This window comes from Burkholderia sp. ABCPW 14 (genome assembly GCF_001523835.1).
In the GTDB taxonomy this organism is placed as follows: domain Bacteria; phylum Pseudomonadota; class Gammaproteobacteria; order Burkholderiales; family Burkholderiaceae; genus Burkholderia; species Burkholderia mayonis.
On sequence record NZ_LOVS01000005.1, the window covers coordinates 1 to 22,720 of the forward strand.

15 protein-coding genes and 2 pseudogenes are annotated in these 22,720 nt (G+C 67.9%); 11 read left to right on the top strand and 6 right to left on the bottom strand.

The window, feature by feature from the left end; translation table 11 throughout:
- Nucleotides 1–121: 121 nt before the first annotated feature.
- The 3 genes and pseudogenes from WS62_RS00535 to WS62_RS00540 form a co-directional block, all read left to right on the top strand.
- Nucleotides 122–1,528 (top strand): annotated as a pseudogene (locus WS62_RS00535) (AMP-binding protein); the annotation flags it as partial.
- 41 nt (nt 1,529–1,569) lie between these two features.
- Nucleotides 1,570–1,765: pseudogene (locus WS62_RS38725) on the top strand (hypothetical protein).
- Between the two features lie 223 nt (nt 1,766–1,988).
- Nucleotides 1,989–2,429 (top strand): CoA-binding protein, encoded by a 441-nt coding sequence (locus WS62_RS00540; protein WP_082720583.1) that lies wholly within the window; start codon nt 1,989–1,991, stop codon nt 2,427–2,429.
- 158 nt (nt 2,430–2,587) lie between these two features.
- Here WS62_RS00540 and WS62_RS00545 read toward each other — a convergent pair whose 3' ends face one another.
- Entirely contained in the window at nt 2,588–3,367 is a 780-nt protein-coding gene (locus tag WS62_RS00545; RefSeq protein WP_066566332.1) for a transporter substrate-binding domain-containing protein, read from the bottom strand.
- Between the two features lie 139 nt (nt 3,368–3,506).
- Between WS62_RS00545 and hemE the strand changes: the two genes are divergently transcribed.
- Both hemE and WS62_RS00555 read left to right on the top strand, forming a co-directional pair.
- Entirely contained in the window at nt 3,507–4,601 is a 1,095-nt protein-coding gene (gene hemE, locus WS62_RS00550; RefSeq protein ID WP_066566365.1) for a uroporphyrinogen decarboxylase, read from the top strand.
- 440 nt (nt 4,602–5,041) lie between these two features.
- Nucleotides 5,042–7,309 carry a primosomal protein N' gene (locus WS62_RS00555; RefSeq protein WP_066566368.1) on the top strand — a complete coding sequence of 756 codons (2,268 nt, stop codon included), beginning with the start codon at nt 5,042–5,044 and terminating at the stop codon, nt 7,307–7,309.
- A gap of 4 nt (nt 7,310–7,313) precedes the next feature.
- Here WS62_RS00555 and WS62_RS32035 read toward each other — a convergent pair whose 3' ends face one another.
- A complete protein-coding gene (locus WS62_RS32035; protein WP_082716472.1) occupies nt 7,314–7,484 on the bottom strand; it encodes a hypothetical protein in 171 nt (56 codons plus the stop codon).
- Between the two features lie 283 nt (nt 7,485–7,767).
- On the opposite strand from WS62_RS32035, the gene putA reads away from it, so the two are divergent.
- Entirely contained in the window at nt 7,768–11,697 is a 3,930-nt protein-coding gene (gene putA / locus WS62_RS00560) for a trifunctional transcriptional regulator/proline dehydrogenase/L-glutamate gamma-semialdehyde dehydrogenase (protein WP_066566334.1), read from the top strand.
- 84 nt (nt 11,698–11,781) lie between these two features.
- Nucleotides 11,782–12,921 (top strand): branched-chain amino acid ABC transporter substrate-binding protein, encoded by a 1,140-nt coding sequence (locus WS62_RS00565; RefSeq protein WP_066566336.1) that lies wholly within the window; start codon nt 11,782–11,784, stop codon nt 12,919–12,921.
- A gap of 271 nt (nt 12,922–13,192) precedes the next feature.
- Here WS62_RS00565 and WS62_RS00570 read toward each other — a convergent pair whose 3' ends face one another.
- Both WS62_RS00570 and WS62_RS00575 read right to left on the bottom strand, forming a co-directional pair.
- Nucleotides 13,193–14,713 (bottom strand): class I adenylate-forming enzyme family protein, encoded by a 1,521-nt coding sequence (locus WS62_RS00570; RefSeq protein WP_066566338.1) that lies wholly within the window; start codon nt 14,711–14,713, stop codon nt 13,193–13,195.
- 73 nt (nt 14,714–14,786) lie between these two features.
- A complete protein-coding gene (locus WS62_RS00575) occupies nt 14,787–16,427 on the bottom strand; it encodes an acyl-CoA dehydrogenase family protein (protein WP_066566342.1) in 1,641 nt (546 codons plus the stop codon).
- 46 nt (nt 16,428–16,473) lie between these two features.
- On the opposite strand from WS62_RS00575, the gene WS62_RS00580 reads away from it, so the two are divergent.
- The 4 genes from WS62_RS00580 (at nt 16,474) to WS62_RS00595 (ending at nt 21,253) form a co-directional block, all read left to right on the top strand.
- On the top strand, nt 16,474–17,172 hold the full coding sequence (locus WS62_RS00580; protein ID WP_066566375.1) for a TetR/AcrR family transcriptional regulator: 699 nt from the start codon (nt 16,474–16,476) through the stop codon (nt 17,170–17,172).
- A 423-nt stretch (nt 17,173–17,595) separates the two neighbouring features.
- Nucleotides 17,596–18,750: a pyridoxal phosphate-dependent aminotransferase gene (locus WS62_RS00585; protein WP_066566348.1), complete on the top strand. Its 1,155-nt coding sequence runs from the start codon at nt 17,596–17,598 to the stop codon at nt 18,748–18,750.
- 54 nt (nt 18,751–18,804) lie between these two features.
- Entirely contained in the window at nt 18,805–19,599 is a 795-nt protein-coding gene (locus tag WS62_RS00590) for an ABC transporter substrate-binding protein (RefSeq protein ID WP_066566350.1), read from the top strand.
- A gap of 13 nt (nt 19,600–19,612) precedes the next feature.
- Nucleotides 19,613–21,253, top strand: a complete 1,641-nt coding sequence (locus tag WS62_RS00595; protein WP_231748162.1) for an FAD-binding oxidoreductase — start codon at nt 19,613–19,615, stop codon at nt 21,251–21,253.
- Nucleotides 21,254–21,542: 289 nt separating this feature from the next.
- Here WS62_RS00595 and WS62_RS00600 read toward each other — a convergent pair whose 3' ends face one another.
- The gene (locus tag WS62_RS00600; RefSeq protein ID WP_066566353.1) at nt 21,543–22,163 is read right to left on the bottom strand and encodes a PadR family transcriptional regulator; all 621 of its coding nucleotides are present in this window, start codon (nt 22,161–22,163) and stop codon (nt 21,543–21,545) included.
- Between the two features lie 101 nt (nt 22,164–22,264).
- Nucleotides 22,265–22,696, bottom strand: a complete 432-nt coding sequence (gene cadR, locus WS62_RS00605; protein ID WP_066566356.1) for a Cd(II)/Pb(II)-responsive transcriptional regulator — start codon at nt 22,694–22,696, stop codon at nt 22,265–22,267.
- Between the last annotated feature and the right edge of the window lie 24 nt (nt 22,697–22,720).

The window sequence follows — 22,720 nt, forward strand, 5'->3', positions numbered from 1 at the left end:
TCGCGCCCCGCGTCAATATCCCGCTTCCGACAGGTTCGTCGCTCCTGCAACGTCGATTTTGAAACTTGTGTCATGCCGCCGTTACGTGACGCCGCCGGAAAAGCGCGGATTTTGACCGCCATCGACACTCGTCAACGTCAATCCCGCCTATCGGCTCGCCGAGCTCGAATACGCGCTGAACAAGGTCGGCTGCAAGCTGCTGATCGCGGCGGAACGTTTCAAGACGTCCGCCTATACCGAGATGATCGTCGAGATCGCGCCCGAGCTCGCGACGCACACGAACGGCGAGCTGCACGCGGCGCGCGTGCCGAGCCTGCGCACGGTCGTGACGATGAGCGACGTCGCGCCGGCGGGCATGCTGAGCTTCGCCGAGATGCTTGCGCGCGGCCGCGCGGCGCTCGATCCCGCACGGCTCGATGCGATCGGCGCGACGCTCGACTGCCGCGATCCGATCAACATCCAGTTCACGAGCGGCACGACGGGCAGCCCGAAGGGCGCAACGCTCACGCATCGCAACGTCGTCAACAATGCGCGCTCGATCGCGAGCGTGATGCAGCTCACCGAAGCCGACGCGATGTGCATTCCGGTGCCGCTGTATCACTGCTTCGGGATGGTGCTGTCGGTGCTCGCGTGCGTGTCGGCTGGCGCGAAGATGGTGTTTCCCGGCGCGGCGTTCGAGCCGGGCGCGACGCTCGCGGCGGTTTCCGACGAGCGCTGCACGGCACTGCAGGGCGTGCCGACGATGTTCATCGCCGAGCTCGATCATCCTGACTTCGACCGCTTCGACCTGAGCCCGCTGCGCACGGGCATCATGGCGGGCTCGCCGTGCCCGATCGAGACGATGAAGCGCGTCGTCGCGAAGATGCACATGTCCGAGGTGACGATCGCGTACGGAATGACGGAGACGAGCCCCGTGTCGTTCCAGAGCTCGACGACCGATTCGCTGGAGAAGCGCACGACGACGGTCGGCCGCATCCAGCCGCATCTGGAAGCGAAGATCGTCGACGCGACGGGCGCGATCGTGCCTGTCGGCGAGACGGGCGAACTGTGCACGCGTGGCTATTCGGTGATGCTCGGCTATTGGGACGACGAGACGAGAACGCGCGAGGCGGTCGTCGACGGCTGGATGCGCACGGGCGATCTCGCGACGCTCGACGCAGAAGGCTTCTGCAACATCGTCGGACGCCTGAAGGACATGCTGATCCGCGGCGGCGAGAACGTCTATCCGCGCGAGATCGAAGAGTTCTTGTTTCGGCATCCGAAGATTCAGAGCGTGCAGGTGTTCGGCGTTCCCGATTCGAAGTATGGCGAAGAGGTGTGCGCGTGGATCGTGCTGCGCGCAGGCGAGACGATGACGGAAGACGAGCTGCGCGAGTTCTGCCGCGGCCAGATCGCGCACTACAAGGTGCCGCGCTACGTGCGCTTCGTCGACGAGCTGCCGATGACGGTGACGGGCAAAGTGCAGAAGTTCGTGATGCGCGAACGGATGATCGACGAACTGGGATTGAGCGTGCAGAAGACGGCGTGAGGCGCCGTGCACGTTTTCGATGGACGAAAAAAAGCGGGCTGATGAGCCCGCTAAAAACCACACGCTACGGGGTTAGCGCGAGGAGACCAAAGGTGGAACGCATCGGTGTGGGCCGACGACGACTCCAACAAGGATGCCCCTGGGAAGGGATTCGGTACGAAACCGACGGGCTCGTTCGTTTGTGCTTGTGTCCGCTCACACGCTGCACACGAGACCGCATCCGTGTTGAAACCGTGAGAGGCATTTTGGGCGAATTACCCCACCCTCGCGGTAACAAAGTGTTTCAGGTTGTAACCCCCGTCGGATAAGGCTTTGCGGGATTTTTTGCTGTTTTGAAAGGGGTGCGAGAAGTCATTTTTACCGCATTGGAAAATGGCGTCTTCGAGGCCCGCCAGGCCCCTTTTACGATGTGCTAGGCTGGACCGGTCAAGCTTTCGGGCGCCATCAAACATGCATCGAGATGACAGCGATATCGACTGACGCAGTTCTGAGAAAGATTTTGAAACGCGATCGGGTGATCGCGGTAGTCGGCCTTTCGGATAAACCTTATCGGCCGAGTTATGAAGTCGCTGCATACATGCAGCGGAACGGCTTTCGGATCGTACCCGTCAATCCGCTGCTCGCCGGCACGAAGGTGCTCGGCGAGACCGCTCATGCGTCGCTTGCCGACGCGCGCGCCGCGCTCGCGGCGGAAGGCGCCGAGATCGGCATGGTCGACGTGTTCCGCAAGTCGGCGGACGTGCCGCCGGCCGTCGATGCGGCGATCGAGATCGGCGCGCGTTCGGTCTGGCTGCAACTCGGCGTCGTGCATGACGCCGCCGCTGCGAAGGCGCGCGCGGCGGGCCTCGATGTCGTCGTCGATCGGTGCGTGAAGATCGAGCATCGGCGGCTGATCGATTAGCGATGTTGCGCAGGCGTGGCGTTCGCAGCGCACGCATCGCCGCGGCGCGCAACCGCGGCGCCGATGCATCCCGCGCACGACCGGCGCGCCGGCGCACGACGCCGCGTGCTGCGGCGCAACGTCCGCGAGCACTCATCGCACCGCCATCCGCACGGCCATCACTTGAGCCACTTGTCCGAGATCGCCTGCACCTCGCCCGTCTCGCGCGCGAGGTGCAGCCACTGATCGACGTACTGCTGGAACACGACGTCGCCGCGCGGCACCATGTACGCCTTCTCGCCGAACTGGAACGGCTTGTCCGGATGCACGGAGCACAGGCCCGGATTCAGTTTTTGCTGCAACAGCGTCTCCGACGCGTCCGTGACCATCACGTCGGCGTTGCCCGCGAGGATTTGCTTGAAGATCGTGACGTTGTCCGGAAAAACGGTGATCCGCGCGTGCGTGAAATGCTGCGTCGCAAAGCGCTCGTTCGTGCCGCCCGGATTCACGATCACGCGCGTCTGCGGCTGATCGATCTGCGCGATCGTCTGATAACGCTCGACATCCGCGCAGCGCGCGATCGGCGTCTTGCCGTCGGTCACGTACGGCTGCGTGAAGAACGCGCGCTTTTGCCGCTCGAGCGTCGTCGAGATGCCGCCCACCGCGACGTCGCATTTCGCGACGAAGTCGTTCGTGAGCGTCGGCCACGTGGTCTTCACGAACGCCGTCTTCACGCCGAGCGCCTTCGCGAGCGATGCCGCCATGTCGATGTCGATTCCTTCGAATGCGCCGTCTTCGCGGCGATACGTGTACGGCTTGTAATCGCCCGTCGTGCAGACGCGCAGCGTGCCGCGCGCTAGCACGTCGTCGAGCCGCGATGCGGGCGCGGCGGGCTGCGGCACGGTCTGCGCATGGGCGAAGCCCGCCCAGCAGGCGAGCGCGAGCAACGTCTTCTTCATCGTGTCTCCTCGATACGTGTGGCCGGTCGGAACGCCGGATCATAACGGAGCGGCGGCGAGCGTCATATGGCCGCGAACGCTGAGCGCGGCGCCGCGTCCGGTAGAATGCCCCTTTGCGTTTCGCTTCGTCGCATTCATCGTGGCCCAGACTCTCATCAACGACACCTTCCTGCGCGCGCTCTTGCGCGAGCCGACCGACTACACGCCGATTTGGCTGATGCGCCAGGCGGGCCGCTACCTGCCCGAGTACAACGCGACGCGCGCGCGCGCGGGCAGCTTCCTCGGGCTCGCGAAGCACCCCGACTACGCGACCGAAGTCACGCTGCAGCCACTCGATCGCTTCCCGCTCGACGCCGCAATCCTGTTCTCCGACATCCTGACGATCCCCGACGCGATGGGGCTCGGCCTCGATTTCGCGGCGGGCGAGGGGCCGAAGTTCGCGCATCCGGTGCGCACCGAGGCCGACGTCGCGAAGCTCGCGGTGCCGGACATCGGCGCGACGCTCGGCTATGTGACCGACGCGGTGCGCGAAATCCGCCGCGCGCTCACCGACGGCCAGGGCCGCCAGCGCATGCCGCTGATCGGCTTCTCGGGCAGCCCGTGGACGCTCGCGTGCTATATGGTCGAAGGCGGCGGCTCGGACGATTTCCGCACGGTGAAATCGATGGCGTACGCGCGGCCCGATCTAATGCACCGGATCCTCGACGTCAACGCGCAGGCGGTGGCCGCCTATCTGAACGCGCAGATCGAAGCGGGCGCGCAGGCCGTGATGATCTTCGACACGTGGGGCGGCGCGCTCGCCGACGGCGCGTACCCGCGCTTCTCGCTCGACTACATCCGGCGCGTCGTCTCGCAGCTGAAGCGCGAGCACGACGGCGCGCGCGTGCCGGCGATCGCGTTCACGAAGGGCGGCGGGCTTTGGCTGGAAGACATCGCGGCGACGGGCGTCGACGCGGTCGGGCTCGACTGGACAGTCAACCTCGGCCGCGCGCGCGAGCGCGTGGCGGGGCGCGTCGCGCTGCAGGGCAACCTCGATCCGACAATCCTCTTCGCTCCGCCCGAGACGATCCGCGCCGAAGCGCGCGCGGTGCTCGACAGCTACGGCAACCATCCGGGGCACGTGTTCAACCTCGGCCACGGGATCTCGCAGTTCACGCCGCCCGAGCACGTCGCGGAACTCGTCGACGAAGTGCATCGCCATAGCCGGGCGACCCGTAGCGGATCGGGATCATGATCGCAAGCGGCACGTTGCTGCGGCGCGATGCGGCGATTTTGCGCAATCGCGACTAAACAGGGCGCAAGCGCCCGTCCGATGGCGTTCTTATGCTTGTCAAGACTTGACTTATGCACATTTTCCACGTTGCAGCGCGGTAGAGGGCTATATCGGCGAATGGGCCGCGCTATGGCGTCGGAAATTGGATAGCAGCCTTGCGGGATAAGGCTTCGCGGCCAGGCTGTCCGATCCGGAAAAAGCAGTGGATGGCCGTAGACAGTGCCTCTGCGCGGTCATCGAGGGCGAGTTCTCAACAAAGTTATCCACAGGATCGGCGGACGCGCCGCGATTCTTAATGAGAATCCAAAACTTAGCGCCGAAAGTGACGTTTTACTTTAACTTCGCGGGCGTCGCGAATGCCCGGTCAGCCGGACGTTCCGGCGTTCGGCGGCGCCGCACCGATGACTGACGCGTTCGTGCGCGTCGCGCTCGACCATCCACTGCCGACGCTGTTCGATTACCGCTATCGCGTCGACGTCCCGGCCATGCCGGGGATGCTCGTGCAGGTGCCGTTCGGCCGGCGCAGCGCGGTCGGGCTTGTATGCGAAGTGACCGCTCACACGGACGTGCCCGCCGACCGGCTGAAGGCGGTCGACGCGGTGTGTGCGGAGCTGCCGCCGCTGTCGCGGCACTGGCTCGACCTCGTCGCGTTCGCGGCCGACTACTATCAGCGCGGGCTCGGCGAAGTCGCGCTGCCCGCGTTGCCGCAGGCGCTGCGCGACGTGCCGCGCTGGGGACGCCTCCTTGCGCCCGAGTTGCGCTTCCGGCTGCTCGACGCCGGGCGCGCCGCGCTGCCGGACGCACTGCCCGCGCGGGGGGCGGCGCTGCGCCGGCTCGCGCGGGCGCTCGCCGACGCGCCCGTGCTGTCGCTCGCCGAGGTACGCGCGCTGCATCCGAAGGCCGTCGCGGTGCTCGGCGAGTGGCAGGCGCAAGGCTGGGCCGCGTGCGACGAAATCGCGATCACGGACGCCGACGCTCAGCTTGTGGATAACCCGCCGCCCGCCGCCGGCCGGCGTGCGGTGGCGACGCCGCCGCAACTGACCGACCAGCAGGCCGAAGCGCTCGACGCGATCACGTCGGCGGACGGCTTCGCGCCGTTCCTGCTCCATGGCGTGACGGGCAGCGGCAAGACCGAGGTCTATCTGCGGACGCTCGCCGCGCTGCTCGAGCGGCGGCCCGACGCGCAGGCGCTCGTCCTCGTGCCCGAGATCAACTTGACGCCGCAGTTCGAGGCGGCTTTTCGCGCGCGCTTCACGGCGACGCTGCCCGCCGACGCGATCGTCACGCTGCATAGCGGTCTCGCCGAAGGCGAGCGCGCGCGCCACTGGCTCGCCGCGCACACCGGCCGCGCGCGGATCGTGCTCGGCACGCGGCTCGCGGTGCTCGCGTCGCTGCCGTCGCTCGCGATGATCGTCGTCGACGAGGAGCACGAACCGGCCTACAAGCAGCAGGAAGGGTTGCGCTATTCGGCGCGCGATCTCGCCATCTGGCGCGCGAAGCAGCTCGCGATTCCGGTCGTGCTCGGCTCGGCCACCCCGTCGCTCGAGACCTGGTGGCAGGCCGAGCAGGGCCGCTACAAGCGGCTCACGCTGTCGAAGCGCGCGGTCGCCGACGCCGTGCTGCCGTCGGTGCGGCTCGTCGATCTCGAAGAGGAGCGGCGGCGCGGCCGCGCGTCGATGGGCGGGCTGTCGGGGCCGCTCGTCGCCGCGCTGAAGGCGCGGCTCGAGCGCGGCGAGCAGAGCCTCGTGTTCCTGAACCGGCGCGGCTACGCGCCCGCGCTCGCGTGCGACGCATGCGGTTGGGTCGCCGGCTGTCCGCGCTGCAGCGCGTATGTCGTGATGCACAAGCCCGAGCACGCGGTGCGCTGCCATCACTGCGGATGGGAGGCGCGCATTCCGCGGTCGTGCCCGGAATGCGGGAACGTCGACATCGCGCCGCTCGGCCGCGGCACGCAGCGCGTCGAGGAGACGCTCGCGCAGGCGGTGCCCGGCGCGCGGATCTTGCGCATCGACGCCGACAGCACGCGCCGCAAGGGCAGCGCGCAGGCGCTCTTCTCGGACGTGCATGCGGGCGAAGTCGACATCCTCGTCGGCACGCAGATGATCGCGAAGGGGCACGACTTCCAGCGGGTGACGCTCGTCGGCGTGCTGAACGCCGATACCGCGCTCTTTTCGCACGATTTCCGCGCAAGCGAGCGGCTGTTTGCGCAGCTGATGCAGGTGAGCGGCCGCGCAGGGCGCTCGGGGCTGCCGGGCGAGGTGCTGATCCAGACGCGCTATCCGCGCCACGCGCTGTATCACGCGCTCGCGCGGCAGGATTACGTCGGTTTTGCGAGTTCGACGCTCGGCGAGCGGCGCGACGCGCATCTGCCGCCGTTCGTCTATCAGGCGCTGCTACGCGCCGAAGGGCGCACGCTCGATGCGGCGCTCGCGTTCCTGCAGCAGGCGGCCGACGCGTTTTCGACGCTGCCGGGCGCGGACCGCGTGACCGTCTACGACGCCGTGCCGATGACGATCGTCAAGGTCGCGAACGTCCATCGGGCGCAACTGCTGATCGAGAGCGCGTCGCGCGCGGTGCTTCAGCACACGCTGCGCACGTGGCAGCCGCTGTTGCGCGAGCTGAAGGGCGTGCTGCGCTGGAGCGTCGAAGTCGATCCGCTCGATATCTGACGTGTCATTCGTGCGCTTCGCGCAGCGTGGCGAGCGGCGCGTCCCGCTCGCATGCGTCGGCGTCGTGCGCGCGCCCTAGCGCCTGAAAGAACACCGCCGACGCGCGGTGTACGAATACGATCGCGCCCGCGATCCAGGCCGCGAGCACGATGCCGATCACTACCCATCCGTCCATCTCGTTTCTCCTTCGCGTCCGCGGGCGGCGGGCGCACGCAAACGAGATATCACGTCAGATCGTTCCGAAAATCGAGCCGGCAAAATTGACAGGATCAGGGAAAATACCGATCGATCAAATTGGTGCATGCGATCCGTATTTTTCGATAACGTATTGATAGTAAAGGGGATTGCGTGGGTGCAACCAGTTGTGCGATCTGGTTGCACCTTTTTATTGGGTGTCTTACGATTTTGCGATCTTTTAAAGTCCTTGGCCGGCATTGGGCTGGCGCTAGAAGAAAATCATGGCAAGCACCACACTGGGCGTCAAAGTCGACGATCTGCTCCGTTCGCGTCTGAAGGACGCGGCGTCGCGGCTCGAGCGCACTCCTCACTGGCTGATCAAGCAGGCGATCTTCGCGTATCTCGAGCGGATCGAGCATGGTCAGCTGCCGCCGGAGCTGTCCGGCCACACGGGCGTCGCCGATCTGTCCGACGGCCACGCCGACGGCGATGAAGACGGCGTGCCGCACCCGTTCCTCGAATTCGCGCAGAACGTGCAGCCGCAGTCCGTGCTGCGCGCGGCGATCACGGCCGCGTACCGGCGCCCGGAGCCGGAATGCGTGCCGTTCCTGATCGGCGAGGCGCGGCTGCCCGCGAGCCTCGCGTCGGATGTCCAGTCGATGGCCGCGAGCCTCGTCGAGGCGCTGCGCGAGAAGAGCTCGGGCGGCGGCGTCGAAGGGCTGATCCACGAATTCTCGCTGTCGAGCCAGGAAGGCGTCGCGCTGATGTGCCTCGCCGAAGCGCTGCTGCGCATTCCCGATCGCGCGACCCGCGACGCGCTGATTCGCGACAAGATCAGCAAGGGCGACTGGCGCTCGCACGTCGGCCATGCGCCGTCGCTGTTCGTCAACGCGGCGACCTGGGGTCTGATGATCACGGGCAAGCTGGTCACGACGAACAGCGAAGCGGGCCTGTCGTCGGCGTTGACGCGCCTGATCGGCAAGGGCGGCGAGCCGCTGATTCGCAAGGGCGTCGACATGGCGATGCGCCTGATGGGCGAGCAGTTCGTGACGGGCGAGACGATTTCCGAAGCGCTCGCGAACAGCCGCAAGTTCGAGGCGCGCGGCTTCCGCTACTCGTACGACATGCTTGGCGAAGCGGCGACGACCGACGAGGACGCGCTGCGCTACTACGCGTCGTACGAGCAGGCGATCCACGCGATCGGCAAGGCGGCGGGCGGCCGCGGCATCTACGAAGGCCCGGGCATCTCGATCAAGCTGTCGGCGCTGCATGCGCGCTATTCGCGTTCGCAGCAGGAACGCACGATGAACGAGCTGCTGCCGCGCGTGCGCTCGCTCGCGCTGCTCGCGCGCCGCTACGACATCGGTCTCAACATCGACGCCGAGGAGGCGGACCGGCTCGAGCTGTCGCTCGATCTGCTGGAGGCGCTGTGCTTCGATTCGGAGCTCGCCGGCTGGAACGGCATCGGCTTCGTCGTGCAGGCGTATCAGAAGCGCTGCCCGTTTGTGATCGACTATCTGATCGACCTCGCGCGCCGCAGCCGCCATCGCGTGATGGTGCGGCTCGTGAAGGGCGCGTACTGGGACTCCGAGATCAAGCGCGCGCAAGTGGACGGCCTCGAAGGCTATCCGGTTTACACGCGCAAGATCTACACCGACGTGTCGTACCTCGCGTGCGCGAAGAAGCTGCTCGCCGCGCCGGACGCCGTCTATCCGCAGTTCGCGACGCACAACGCGTATACGCTCTCCGCCATCTATCACCTCGCGGGCCAGAACTACTACCCCGGCCAGTACGAATTCCAGTGCCTGCACGGAATGGGCGAGCCGCTCTATGAAGAAGTCACCGGCCGCGACAAGCTGAACCGCCCGTGCCGCGTGTACGCGCCCGTCGGCACGCACGAGACGCTGCTCGCGTACCTCGTGCGCCGCCTGCTCGAGAACGGCGCGAACACGTCGTTCGTGAACCGGATCGCCGACAAGTCGGTGTCGGTGAAGGAGCTCGTCGCCGACCCGGTCGAGGAAGCCGAGCAGGTCGCGCCGCTTGGCGCGCCGCACGCGAAAATCCCGCTGCCGCGCGAGCTGTACGGCGCGCCGCGCCTCAATTCGATGGGCCTCGATCTGTCGAACGAGCATCGGCTCGCGTCGCTGTCGTCGGCGTTGCTCGCGAGCGCGCATCATCCGTGGCGCGCCGCGCCGATGCTCGCCGACGACGCGCTCGTGAACGCTCCCGCGCGCGACGTGCGCAATCCGGCCGACCTGCGCGACGTCGTCGGCACGGTCAGCGAGGCGACGCCCGAGCAGGTGGGCGCGGCGCTCGCGCACGCCGTCGCGGCCGCGCCGATCTGGCAGGCGACGCCCGTCGACGCGCGCGCCGACTGCCTCGCGCGCGCGGCCGACCTGCTCGAAGCGCAGATGCACACGCTGATGGGCCTGATCGTCCGCGAAGCGGGCAAGTCGCTGTCGAACGCGATCGCGGAAATCCGCGAAGCGGTCGACTTCCTGCGCTATTACTCGGCGCAGATTCGCGACGAGTTCTCGAACGACACGCATCGTCCGCTCGGCCCCGTCGTCTGCATCAGCCCGTGGAACTTCCCGCTCGCGATCTTCATGGGCCAGGTGGCCGCCGCGCTCGCGGCCGGCAACACGGTGCTCGCGAAGCCGGCCGAGCAGACGCCGCTCATCGCCGCGCAGGCGGTGCGCCTGCTGCGCGACGCCGGCGTGCCGGCGGGCGCGGTGCAGCTCCTGCCCGGCAACGGCGAGACGGTCGGCGCGGCGCTCGTCGCCGATCCCCGCACGCGCGCGGTGATGTTCACCGGCTCGACCGAAGTCGCGCGCCTCATCAACAAGACGCTGTCGTCGCGCCTCGATCCGGACGGCAAGCCGATTCCGCTGATCGCCGAAACGGGCGGACAGAACGCGATGATCGTCGATTCGTCGGCGCTCGCCGAGCAGGTCGTCGCCGACGTGCTGCAATCGTCGTTCGACTCGGCCGGCCAGCGCTGCTCCGCGCTGCGCGTGCTGTGCCTGCAGGACGACATCGCCGATCGCACGCTGACGATGCTGAAGGGCGCGATGCGCGAGCTCGCGCTCGGCAATCCGGATCGCCTGTCGACGGACGTCGGCCCGGTGATCGACGCCGACGCGAAGCGCACGATCGACACGCACGTCGCCGCGATGACGGACAAGGGCCATGCGGTCACGCAACTGACGATGCCGGACGCGTGCGCGCAAGGCACCTTCGTGCCGCCGACGATCGTCGAGATCAACAGCGTCGACGAGCTCAAGCGCGAAGTGTTCGGCCCGGTGCTGCACGTCGTCCGCTATCGCCGAAGCGCCCTCGACAAGCTGCTCGAGCAGATCCGCTCGACGGGCTACGGCCTCACGCTCGGCATCCACACGCGGATCGACGAGACGATCGCGCACGTGATCGGCCGCGCGCACGTCGGCAACATCTACGTGAACCGCAACGTGATCGGCGCGGTGGTCGGCGTGCAGCCGTTCGGCGGCGAAGGGCTGTCGGGCACGGGGCCGAAGGCGGGCGGCGCGCTCTACCTGCAGCGCCTCCTCGCGACGCGCCCGGCCGGTCTGCCGAAGTCGCTCGAGGCATCGCTCGTCGTCGATGTGCCGCAGGACGACGAGTCGCGCGATAATCCCTCCGCCGCGCTGACTGCGCTGCGCGGCTGGCTGATCGAGCAGCGCGAGCCGGCGCTCGCCGCGCGCTGCGACGGCTATCTGTCGCACGTGCTGGCCGGTGCGACGGCGGTGCTCGCAGGGCCGACGGGCGAACGCAATACGTATACACTCGGCGCGCGCGGCACGGTGCTGTGCATCGCGGCGACGCCAAGCGGCGCGCGCGCGCAGTTCGCCGCCGTGCTCGCGACCGGCAACCGCGCGCTCTTCGCGGGCGCGGCGGGCGAGGCGCTCGCGGCGGCGTTGCCGGCATCGCTGAAGTCGCATGCGAGCGTGCGCAAGCAGGCGGACGCGGCGTTCGATGCGGTGCTGTTCGAAGGCGACAGCGACGAGCTGCTCGCGCTCGTGAAGGAAGTCGCGCAGCGTCCGGGGCCGATCGTATCGGTGCAGGGCGTCGCGGCGGGCGCGTTCGAGAACGGCGACGACGAAGACTACGCGCTCGAGCGGCTGCTGACGGAGCGCTCGGTGAGCGTGAATACCGCGGCGGCGGGCGGCAATGCGAATTTGATGACGATTGGCTGAGCAATCCTTGCCCTTCGCCTCAAGAAACGGAAGCGGCAAGGCGAACCCGAAGTCGCTCCATTTACCCTGGTACTAGGAGAAGATATGCAACACACGATGAAAAAGCTGGCAGGCGCGACGTTCGTCGCGGTCATGTCGCTCGCGGGGACGGCGCACGCGGATGACGTCAAGATCGGTTTCGCCGCGCCGATGACGGGCGCGCAGGCTCACTACGGCAAGGATATGCAGAACGGCATCGTGCTCGCGATCGAGGACTTCAATGCGACGAAGCCCACGATCGGCGGCAAGCCGGTGAAGTTCGTGCTCGATACGCAGGACGACCAGGCTGACCCGCGCACCGGCACGACGGTCGCGCAGAAGCTCGTCGACGACGGCATCAAGGGCATGCTCGGCCACTTCAATTCGGGCACGACGATCCCGGCGTCGCGGATCTACGCGAACGCGGGCATTCCGCAGATCGCGATGGCGACCGCGCCCGAGTATACGACGCAAGGCTACAAGACGACCTTCCGGATGATGACGTCCGACACGCAGCAGGGCTCGGTCGCGGGCACGTTCGCGGTGAAGGATCTCGGCATGAAGAAGATCGCGATCGTCGACGACCGCACCGCGTACGGCCAGGGTCTCGCCGACCAGTTCGAGAAGGCGGCGAAGGCAGCGGGCGCGACGATCGTCGACCGTGAATTCACGAACGACAAGGCAGTCGACTTCAAGGCGATCCTGACGAAGCTGAAGGCGTCGAAGCCGGATCTCGTCTACTACGGCGGCGCGGATTCGCAGGCTGCGCCGATGGCGAAGCAGATGAAATCGCTCGGCGTCGCGGCGCCGCTGATGGGCGGCGAGATGGTGCACACGCCGACGTTCCTGAAGATCGCGGGCGACGCGGCCGAAGGCTCGATCGCTTCGCTCGCCGGCCTGCCGCTCGGCGAAATGCCCGGCGGCAAGTCGTATTCGGACAAGTACAAGAAGCGCTTCGGCGAAGACGTGCAGACGTACTCGCCGTACGCGTACGACGGCGCGATGGCGATGTTCAACGCGATGAAGAAGGCGAACTCGACCGATCCGGCGAAGTACCTGCCGCTGCTGTCGAAGACCGACATGGTGGGCGTCACGTCGACGCACATCGCGTACGACCCGAAGGGCGACCTGCGCAACGGCGGCATCACGATCTACAAGGTCGAGAAGGGCGAGTGGAAGCCGCTCAAGAGCATCGGCGGCAAGTAAGCGTCGCGCGTGGCGCGGGCGTCGCGTAGCGGCGTCCGTTTCGCGCTTCGATATCGACGAGCCCCGGATCTGCGCAAGCAGGTTCGGGGCTTTGTTTCGTCAACGGACGCCCGGCGTCGCGTCGCTCGGGGCGATGCCTGCGATTGGGTTGGCATCGGCATCGGCATCGGCATCGGCGCGCGGTGCGCCGAGCCAGTGAGTCACGACGTTCGAGCGTCGTGAGGTTCGGATGCCGAAGGGCCGCCGCCGCCGCCGCGCCGCCGTCGCCGCATCACGCGCCGCGGGCGCGCAGCAAATGCTTCTGCAGCTTGCCCGTCGGCGTGCGCGGCAGACGCTCGGCGAACACGTATTCGCGCGGGATCTTGTACGCGGCGAGCCGCTTCGCGCAGAACGCGCGCAGCGCGTCGGCATCGACCGCACCATCCGCGCCGCTCGCCGCGCGCAGCACGACGTGCGCGATCACGGTCTCACCCCATTCCGGATGCGCACGGCCGATCACCGCGGCTTCCGCGATGGCCGGATGCGCGGTCAGCACGTCCTCGACCTCCTTCGAATAGACGTTCTCGCCACCCGTCACGATCATGTCCTTGATCCGGTCGACGATGAACAGATAGCCGTCGCCGTCGACGCGCGCGACGTCGCCGCTCCGATACCAGCCGCCTTCCGCGAACGCCGCGCGCGTCGCGTCGGGATCGTCGAGATAGCCGAGCATCATGCTGTCCGCGCGCAGCCGGATTTCGCCGATCTCGCCCGGCCGCGCGTCGTCGCCCGACGCGGTCACGACCCGCACGTCGACGCCAGGCGTGCCCTGCCGGCCGATCGAGCCCGCCTTGACGGTCTGCTCGAATGGATGCAGCACCGTGCCGGCCGGGCCTGTCTCGGTCATCCCGTACACCTGATAGAACGCCTCGCTGCGGTACGCGCGCATCAGCCGGCGCGCAACGTCCGCGCCGATCGGCCCGCCGCCGTACAGCCATGCGCGCACGCTGGTGAGATCGAACGACGCGAAGTCGGCGATCGCATCGAGCGGCAGCGTGTACGACATCGGCGCGCCGAAATACAACGTCGCCTGCTCGGCCTCGACCGTCTGCAGAAAGTGCAGCGGATGGTAGTCGCGCATCAGCACGACGGTGCCGCCCACATATAGCGTTCCGCCGAACCAGTTGTTGAGCGGCGACGCGTGCCAGATCGGCATCGCCATCAGCGTGCGCTCGCGCTCGGTCATCGACAGCGCGAGCGCGCTCGTCATGGCGGCGAGCGCGACCGTCCGATGGCTGTGCAGGCAGCCCTTCGGGCGTCCCGTCGTGCCCGATGTGTAGAGGATCTCGGCGAGCGCCGCGTCGTCGGGCGTGCCGGACGCGATGCCGCTCGCGTCTGCGGCGAGGCGGTCGAACGACGCGGCGCCGCTCGCATTGCCTTCGGTCACGAGGCGATGCGCGCCGTGGTCGACCTTCGCGAGCACGGGCGCGAGCGCGGCGTCGAACAGCACGGCGCGGCTCGCGCTGTGGCCGAGGATGGCGTCGACTTCCGGCGCCTGCAGCTTGTGGTTGATCGGCACGACGACGGCGCCGATGCGCCACGCGCCGAGCAGCAGATCGAAGAACGCCGGCGTGTTGAAGCACATCGCGGCGACGCGATCGCCCGGCGCGACGCCGAGCGCGGCGAGCACGTCGGCCGCGCGCCGTGAGCGGCGATCCATCTGTGAATACGTGATCGTCGCGCCGTCGTAGCGCAGGAACGGCTTGTCGGGCGTCGCGCGCGCGGCGCGGTCGAGGGCGGCAATCAGGTTCATCGCTTCGGATTCCTTGCTTGCGGCGGACGTGGCGCGGAAAAGCGCGGCGCGCGAGCGGCGGCGCCGCGCGCGGTTATGCGGCGTACGCGCGTTGCAGCAGCGCGGCGATGTCGACGCGGCGCGAATCGAGCGCGCCCGTCACGCGGCCCCACACCGGTTCGCCGAAGCGCGTCGCGATGAAGCCGTCGCTGACGGCGGCGGGCGCCGCGTCGAGCAGCAGGCACGCTTGCGCGACGAGCGCGATGCGCTGCGCGAGTACGCGGCCGAGCGCTTCGAGCGCATCGGGCGGCGTGCCGAGCAGCGTGCGCAGCGCGTCGAGCTCCGCACGAATCCGCGCATCGCGGCCGCCGAGCGCGCGCAGTTCGTCGACGAGCGCGTGCGCCGCGTCCGGCTCGCGCGAGATCGCGCGCATCACATCGAGACACATCACGTTGCCGGAGCCTTCCCAGATCGAATTGACGGGCGCCTCGCGGAACAGTCGCGCGATCGGGCCGTCGTCGACGTAGCCGTTGCCGCCGAACACTTCCATCACTTCGCCCGCCGCCTCGATCGCTCGCTTGCAGACCCAGAATTTCGCGGCCGGCGTGACGATGCGCGTCCATGCTGGCTCGCCGCGCTCGAACGCTAGCGCGAGCCGCATCGCGAGCGCGAGCGCCGCTTCGCTCTCGAGCGCGAGATCGGCGAGCACCGCGCGCATCAGCGGCTGCTCGGCGAGCGCGCGGCCGAACGCGTGACGCCGCCGCGTATACGCGATCGCCTGCACGAGCCCCTGGCGCAGGATCGCCGCGCTGCCGAGCACGCAGTTCAGGCGCGTGTAGGTCGCCATTTCGATGATCGTCGGAATGCCGCGGCCTTCTTCGCCGAGCATCACGCCCCACGCGTCGTCGAGCTCGACCTCGCTGCTCGAGTTGCTGCGGTTGCCGACTTTGTTCTTCAGCCGCTGGATGAGCACCGCGTTCTTCGTGCCGTCCGGTCGCCAGCGCGGCACGTAGAAGCATGACGGGCCGCCCGACTCGGTGCGCGCGACGACGAGGTGCGCGTCGCACATCGGCGCAGAGAAGAACCACTTGTGACCCCGCAGCAGATAGTCGCCGCCGCGGCCGCCCGCGCCGACGGGCGCGGCGACCGTCGTGTTCGCGCGCACGTCCGAGCCGCCCTGCTTTTCGGTCATCCCCATGCCGAGCGTGATCGACCGCTTCGCGTCGATCGGCACGTCGCGCGGATCATGGACGTCGCTATAGAGCTTGTCTTTCAGATGTGCCCACAGCGTGGGCTCCTTCTGCAGGACCGGGATGCTCGCCTGCGTCATCGTCGCCGGGCACAGCGTGCCCGCCTCGATCTGGCCGTGCAGATAGAAGCCCGCCGCGTTCGCCGCCCAGCGGCCTGCGCGCGCGTCGCGGAACGCGAGCGAGATCAGGCCCTGCTCGCGATAGAGGCCGAGGAGCGCATGCCAGCTCGGATGGAAATCGATGCGGTCGATCCGGCGGCCGCGGCGGTCGAACGCGTTCAGCTCGGGGACATGGCGATTCGCGTCTTCGGCCTGCTGCGCGGTGTCGCGCGCGCCGAGCCGTGCGCCGTACGCGTCGAGCTGCGGCGCGGCCCACGACGCGCCCGCGCGTTCGAGCGCTTCGCCGAGCGCAGGGTCGGTCGCGAAGAGGTTATAGTCGATCAATTCGTCGAACTGGTTGCTCACCGCGTGGGTCGACCAGGCCATGATGGATGTCTCCGTGTCGTTGTTCGGCTCGATCAGGTTAGCAAAGATGACTTCGCGACATGTTCAGGTTTGCGCGCATCCCGACAAGACGATCGCGCAGCCGCAGCCGGCCTTGCGCCGCCGTCCGCGGCAGCGGCGCGCGCACGCGAGCTCGGAGGCGCTGCAGCAGGCGTTTGTTCGGGTTTGGCTCGAGCGCGGCTACGCGAAGGCGACGATCCGCGAGATCGCCGCGGTTGCGGGCGTGAGCGTCGGCACGTTCTACGAGTATTTCGGCGACAAGGAGAGCCTCGCGGCGCTCACGATCCACCACTACGTGAAGGCGCTCGCGGCGCGGATGCGCGGCGTCGTCGATGCACGGCGCGGCGCGAGTTGCCGGGCGATCGCGGCCGCGCTCGTCGACGCGCAGATCGATGTGGTCGCGCAGGACGCGCGTGTATGGGCCGCGATCTTCGCGCTCGAACGCAAGGTCTCGCCGATCGACGCGTATCGCCGGCATTATGACGACTACGTCGCGCTGTGGCGCGACGCGCTCGCGGGGGCGGGCGATGCGCCGGCGAACGCGCGGCTCGACGTGTCGGCGCGCGTCGCGCATGCGTTGTGCTACGGGTGGGTGTCGCAATCGCTGCTGACGCAGGGTGCGGCCGTCGACGTCGCGCAGTTGCGCGGCGAACTGCATCGGGCGGTGGACGCGTATCTTGCGGCGGGGGCGGATGTCGGTGTCGGCGGTGGGGCGGTTGCTGGCTGAGCCGGGCCGGATGTCTTGCCGCTGATGTTGCGGATGTCGATGGGCGCCGCCGTGCGGTCGCGGCGCTTTTCTCATCGATGTTGATGAGCTTCCCGCGGGCTTCGTACGCGTGGAACTGGTGATCGGCAGACCCGTCAGGCTGCGAACCGCTGGACCGCTGAGCCAGCCGTCTGATGACCCCATTACAGCGACCACGCATCACAGGCATCGATCGCGCGACGCCTTCCGCCAACGCTCCAGCCCGCATCGAACAACATAGCCTCTCGCCGTCCCGCGTCGCCCGCTCTCCAGAGTCATGAGTTTTCGTCATGCCTGCCATGACGAACTTTCGATTGCCGCGGGAAATTGGCTCAGGCCAAATCCGCGTCGTTGCCCCGTGCGTCGGCGATGACCGGCGCGCCAGTCCAGGAGAAAGGAGGACCCATGCAGAGCGCCGCCGCGCCCCGCTCGAAGCTGCCCGACGTCGGCACGACGATCTTCACGGTCATCGGCCAGCTCGCCGTCGAACACCAGGCGCTGAACCTGTCGCAGGGCGCGCCGAACTTCGCGCCCGATCCGGCGCTCGTCGAGCGCGTCGCCCGCGCGATGCGCGACGGACACAACCAGTACGCGCCGATGGCGGGCGTCGCCGCGCTGCGCGAGGCGCTCGCCGTCAAGACCGAGCGCCTGTACGGCGGACGCTACGATCCGGAATCCGAAATAACCGTCGTCGCGAGCGCAAGCGAAGGGCTCTACGCGGCGATCAGCGCGCTCGTGCATCCGGGCGACGAGGTGATCTGCTTCGAGCCGTCGTTCGACAGCTACGCGCCGATCGTCCGCCTGCAGGGGGCGACGCCCGTCGCGATCAAGCTGTCGGCCGAAGGCTTTCGCGTGAACTGGGACGAAGTGGCCGCCAACATCACGCCGCGCACGCGGATGCTGATCGTCAACACGCCGCACAACCCGACCGCGACGATCTTCGGCGACGCGGACATCGCGCGCCTCGCGCAACTCACGGCGGGCACCGACATCGTGGTGCTGTCCGACGAGGTGTACGAGCACGTCGTGTTCGACGGCGCGCGCCATCACAGCATGGCGCGCCATCGCGTGCTCGCGGAGCGCAGCGTGATCGTGTCGTCGTTCGGCAAGTCGTATCACGTGACGGGCTGGCGCGTCGGCTACTGCCTCGCGCCCGCCGAGCTCACGCGTGAGCTGCGTAAGGTCCATCAATTCATGACGTTCGCGGCGGACACGCCGATGCAGCACGCGTTTGCCGAAGCGCTCGCCGAGCCGTCGAGCTATCTCGAGCTCGGTGCGTTTTACGAACGCAAGCGCGATCTGCTCGTGCGTGAGCTCGCCGGCTCGCGTTTCGAGCTGCTGTCGAGCGAGGGCTCGTTCTTCATGCTCGCGCGCTTTCGGCATTTTTCCGACGAATCCGACGCCGATTTCGTGCTGCGCGCGATCCGCGACGCGCGTGTCGCGACGATTCCGTTATCCGCGTTCTATGCGGACGGCACGAACACCGGCTGCATCCGCCTCAGCTTTTCGAAGGACGATGCGACGCTGATCGAAGGCGCGCGCCGTCTGCGCAGCCTCTGACGCGCGCATCGCGTTGACGACCGGACACGACCCCGACCTCAAGGAGAATCATCGATGAAACGACTGCAAATCTGCCTGGCGCTCGCATGCGCATTGGGCGTCGTCACGGGCTCGGGCGCGGTGCGCGCCGAGGCTTCGCAAGCGCTGCGCTTCGGTCTCGAAGCGCAATATCCGCCGTTCGAATCGAAGGCGGCCACCGGCGAGCTGCAGGGCTTCGACATCGACGTCGGCAACGCCGTCTGCAAAGAGGCGAAGCTCGCGTGCAAGTGGGTCGAGACATCGTTCGACGGGCTGATTCCCGCGCTGCAGGGGCGCAAGTTCGACGCGATCAATTCGGCGATGAACGCGACCGACCAGCGTCGTCAGGCGATCGACTTCACGACGGTGATCTACCGCGTGCCGACGCAACTGATCGCACGCGCGGACAGCGGCCTCGTGCCGACACCGGAATCGTTGAAGGGCAAGCGGGTCGGCGTGCTGCAGGGCTCGATCCAGGAAGCGTACGCGAATGCGCATTGGGCGGGCGCGGGCGTGCGGGTCGTCGCGTATCAGGATCAGAACCAGGCGTACGCGGATCTCACGGCGGGCCGCCTCGACGGCACGCTCGTGCTCGCGCCCGCGGGCCAGCGCGGATTCCTGTCGCGGCCGGATGCGAACGGTTTCGCATTCGTCGGGCAGCCGGTGCGCGACGACAAGATTCTGGGAAGCGGCATCGCGTTCGGGCTGCGCAAGGGCGACGATATGCTGAAGGCGCGCCTGAACGCCGCGATCGGCAAGCTGAAGGCGGACGGCACGGTGAAGACGCTAGGCCGGAAGTATTTCGGCGACATCGACATCTCGACGAAGTGACGGAGGCGGTGCGATGAGCGAGCGGACGACGCGCGATGCGGCGGCCGGTGTGGGTGCGGCCGCTGCGGATGAAGGAGGCGAGGGGGGCGTTACGGCCCGTGGGGCCGAGGTGAGCGAGCCGGCCAGATCCATTCCGTTATCCGAAGCATCTCGAAGCGCCGGAGCGTCGGGAGCGTCGCGCGCCAGCGCGACGTCCGGCGCGGACGGCGACGCGACGGGCGCGGCAGGAACCATCGCGCGAGCCGCCGCCATCGAGTCCGCCGCGCCCGCACATGCGGCCGAATCGGCGCTCGTCGCCGAACTCGGCGACGAACTCGTCACGCGATCGGCCGCGATCGAGCCGCGCTACTTCACCGCGTATAACGAATCGCTCGGCGTCCGTCCGTGCGCGCTCGTGCGGCCGATTTCCGTCGACGACGTGTCGCGCACGCTCGCGCTTTGCGCGCGGCTGCGTCAGCCGGTCGTGCCGCAAGGCGGATTGACGGGGCTCGCATTCGGCAGCGTTGCACTCGGCGGCGAAGTCGTGCTGTCGATGGAGCGCTTCGCGGGGATCGAGGCAATCGACGTGGCGGCCGGCACGATGATCGTGCGCGCGGGCACGACGCTGCAAGCGGTGCAGGAAGCGGCGGAAGCGGCCGGCTTCGCGTTCGGCGTCGATCTCGGCGCGCGCGGCTCGTGCCAGATCGGCGGCATGCTCGCGACCAACGCGGGCGGCACGCGCGCGATCCGCTTCGGAATGATGCGCGAGCAGACGCTTGGCATCGAAGCGGTGCTCGCGGACGGGACGGTCGTCACGTCGTTGAACCGGATGCTGAAGAACAACGCCGGCTATGACGTGAAGCAACTTTTCATCGGCAGCGAAGGCACGCTTGGCGTCATCACGCGCGTGGTGCTGCGGCTGCATCCGCCGCTCGCGGCGCCCGCGACGGCGCTGTGCCGCGTGTCCGACTACGACACGCTCGTGCGGCTCTGGCGCGACGTGCGCGCGACGCTGCCGTGCGTCGTGAGCTTCGAGGCGATGTGGCCGGCGTTCTATCGCTACGTCGCCGCGCATACGCCGGGCGTCACGCCGCCGTTCGACGCGGGCGACGCGGGCGACGATTTCGTCGTCCTGATCGAATGCGCGGCGAGCGATCCGCGCACCGATGCGCGCGACGCGCTCGAGCAGTGTCTCGGCGCGTGCTTCGATGCGGGCCTCGTGACCGATGCGGCGCTTGCCGCATCGGAGCGGCAGACGCGCGACATGTGGACGCTGCGCGAAGGACTCGCGATCGACGCGCTGCCGCATCTGCTCAATTTCGACGTGAGCTTGCCCGTCGCCGAACTCGGCGCGTTCGCCGAGCGTTGCGATGCCGCACTGCGTGTGCGCTGGCCGCATGCGGTGTGTCTGTGCTTCGGGCATGTCGGCGACGGCAACGTGCACGTCGGCGTGTCGCTCGCCGATCTGCCCGCGCATGGCGCGGAATGCGTCGAGCGCGTCGTCTACGAAATCGTGCGGGCGATGGGCGGGTCGATCTCGGCCGAGCACGGGATCGGCGTGCTCAAGCGGCCATATCTCGGGTACTCGCGGAGCGCTGCCGAGATCGGCGTGATGCGGGCGATGAAAAGCGCGCTCGATCCGCTCGGGATACTGAATCCCGGGAAGGTGCTGTAGTCGCGGCTGGATGGGGCGAGGTGCGGCGTGCGAGCGCTTTCTGCCGGCGGCGGTGCGTTGTTGTCGTTTCGGGGCGTGTCGTGGATGTTGTTGCGGACGACGCGAATCTGCGTAGCATCGCTGCCGCTGCCGCTGCCGCTGCCGCTGCCGCTGCCGCTGCCGCTGCCGCTGCCGCTGCCGCTGCCGCTGCCGCTGCCGCTGCCGCACGCCGCACGTCCGGCAGTGAAACCGGCGCTGTCAGTCAGGGGAAGAAGCGACGGCTGGAATCTCGCGACGACGCCCTGCCCGTTCATTCCGAATCCGGCGAATCCGCCTGCGCGAATCGCGCGGCGACCTCGCGCAGCCAAGCCTCGCTCCAGGTGAGCGCGCCGACCTTCAGATGCTCGACGGTGCTGCGTACCCAATCGAGCTCGGCTCCGAGCGTCACCCGCATCAGTTCGCCGTCGAGCAGAAAGAGCCGCGGGATCTGCATCGCGAGCGCGGCGTCGTGCGTTTCGTCGAGACGGGCGAGCTCGGCTTCGAGTGCGGCGGCACGCGCTTCGAGCTGGCGGCGCGCATCGTCGGCGGACAGCAGCGGCAGCACCGACAGCGCGGCTGGAAACGACGGAAATTCGCGCGCCGGCCGCGCGAGCTGCTCACGCAACCACATGCGGGCGGTGTCGCGGCCCGCATCGGTAATTTCGTAGATCGTGCGCTCGGGAAACGCGCCGTCGCGTTCGGTCTCGCGTACGGCGATCAGCGCGTCGCGCTGCAGGCGCTCGATCGTCTGGTAGAGGCTGTTGCGCTGCCTGACGTTGACGATCTCGTCCTTGCCGCGCAGCTTCACGAGTTGCTGGATTCGGTACGCATGCATCGGCGTTTCGGTGAGCATGGCGAGCACGACGAGTGCAAGTGGAGAGTATCGAGCCATAACATGAATAGTTAATTAATTTCTAGTAATGTTATAACTAGATATAAATGGACGCAAGCGCTGCGAGGCCCGCCGCTCGGACATCGGGCGGACACCGCGCGTCAGCCGACGTGCGAGCGCTTGCCCGGCATGTCCGGCGTTTCCATTGTCGCGAGCCCGTGCACGATCCCGCAATCCTCGACCGCGTGCTCGCCCTGGCACCGCTCGCGCAATTCGATCAACTGCGCGCGCAAATGCTCGAGTTCCGCGAGGCGCGTGTTGACGTGGCCGATGTGCGCGTCGAGCAGCGCGTTGACGGAATCGCAGCGGTCCGCCGGATCGTCGGTGAAGCGCAGCAGCGCGCGGATCTCGTCGTGCGTCATGTCGAGCGCGCGGCAATTGCGGATGAAGCGCAGCCGCTCGACGTGCGCGTCGGTGTAGTTGCGGTAGTTGGCGCCGGTCCGTTCCGCGTCAGGCATCAGCCCCTCTTTTTCATAGAAACGAATCGTCTCGGGCGTGCACCGGGCCGCTTTCGCGAGTTCGCCGATTTTCATTCGAATCTCCTTACAAAAAGGGTT

Excerpts from the sequence above, each read along its gene's own strand:
- WS62_RS00540 (WP_082720583.1), top strand. The coding sequence starts at position 1,989 with ATGACAGCGATATCGACTGACGCAGTTCTGAGAAAGATTTTGAAACGC.
- WS62_RS00545 (WP_066566332.1), bottom strand. The coding sequence starts at position 3,367 with ATGAAGAAGACGTTGCTCGCGCTCGCCTGCTGGGCGGGCTTCGCCCAT.
- WS62_RS00555 (WP_066566368.1), top strand. The coding sequence starts at position 5,042 with ATGACTGACGCGTTCGTGCGCGTCGCGCTCGACCATCCACTGCCGACG.
- WS62_RS32035 (WP_082716472.1), bottom strand. The coding sequence starts at position 7,484 with ATGGACGGATGGGTAGTGATCGGCATCGTGCTCGCGGCCTGGATCGCG.
- putA (WP_066566334.1), top strand. The coding sequence starts at position 7,768 with ATGGCAAGCACCACACTGGGCGTCAAAGTCGACGATCTGCTCCGTTCG.
- WS62_RS00565 (WP_066566336.1), top strand. The coding sequence starts at position 11,782 with ATGCAACACACGATGAAAAAGCTGGCAGGCGCGACGTTCGTCGCGGTC.
- WS62_RS00570 (WP_066566338.1), bottom strand. The coding sequence starts at position 14,713 with ATGAACCTGATTGCCGCCCTCGACCGCGCCGCGCGCGCGACGCCCGAC.
- WS62_RS00575 (WP_066566342.1), bottom strand. The coding sequence starts at position 16,427 with ATGGCCTGGTCGACCCACGCGGTGAGCAACCAGTTCGACGAATTGATC.
- WS62_RS00580 (WP_066566375.1), top strand. The coding sequence starts at position 16,474 with ATGACTTCGCGACATGTTCAGGTTTGCGCGCATCCCGACAAGACGATC.
- WS62_RS00585 (WP_066566348.1), top strand. The coding sequence starts at position 17,596 with ATGCAGAGCGCCGCCGCGCCCCGCTCGAAGCTGCCCGACGTCGGCACG.
- WS62_RS00590 (WP_066566350.1), top strand. The coding sequence starts at position 18,805 with ATGAAACGACTGCAAATCTGCCTGGCGCTCGCATGCGCATTGGGCGTC.
- WS62_RS00595 (WP_231748162.1), top strand. The coding sequence starts at position 19,613 with ATGAGCGAGCGGACGACGCGCGATGCGGCGGCCGGTGTGGGTGCGGCC.
- WS62_RS00600 (WP_066566353.1), bottom strand. The coding sequence starts at position 22,163 with ATGGCTCGATACTCTCCACTTGCACTCGTCGTGCTCGCCATGCTCACC.
- cadR (WP_066566356.1), bottom strand. The coding sequence starts at position 22,696 with ATGAAAATCGGCGAACTCGCGAAAGCGGCCCGGTGCACGCCCGAGACG.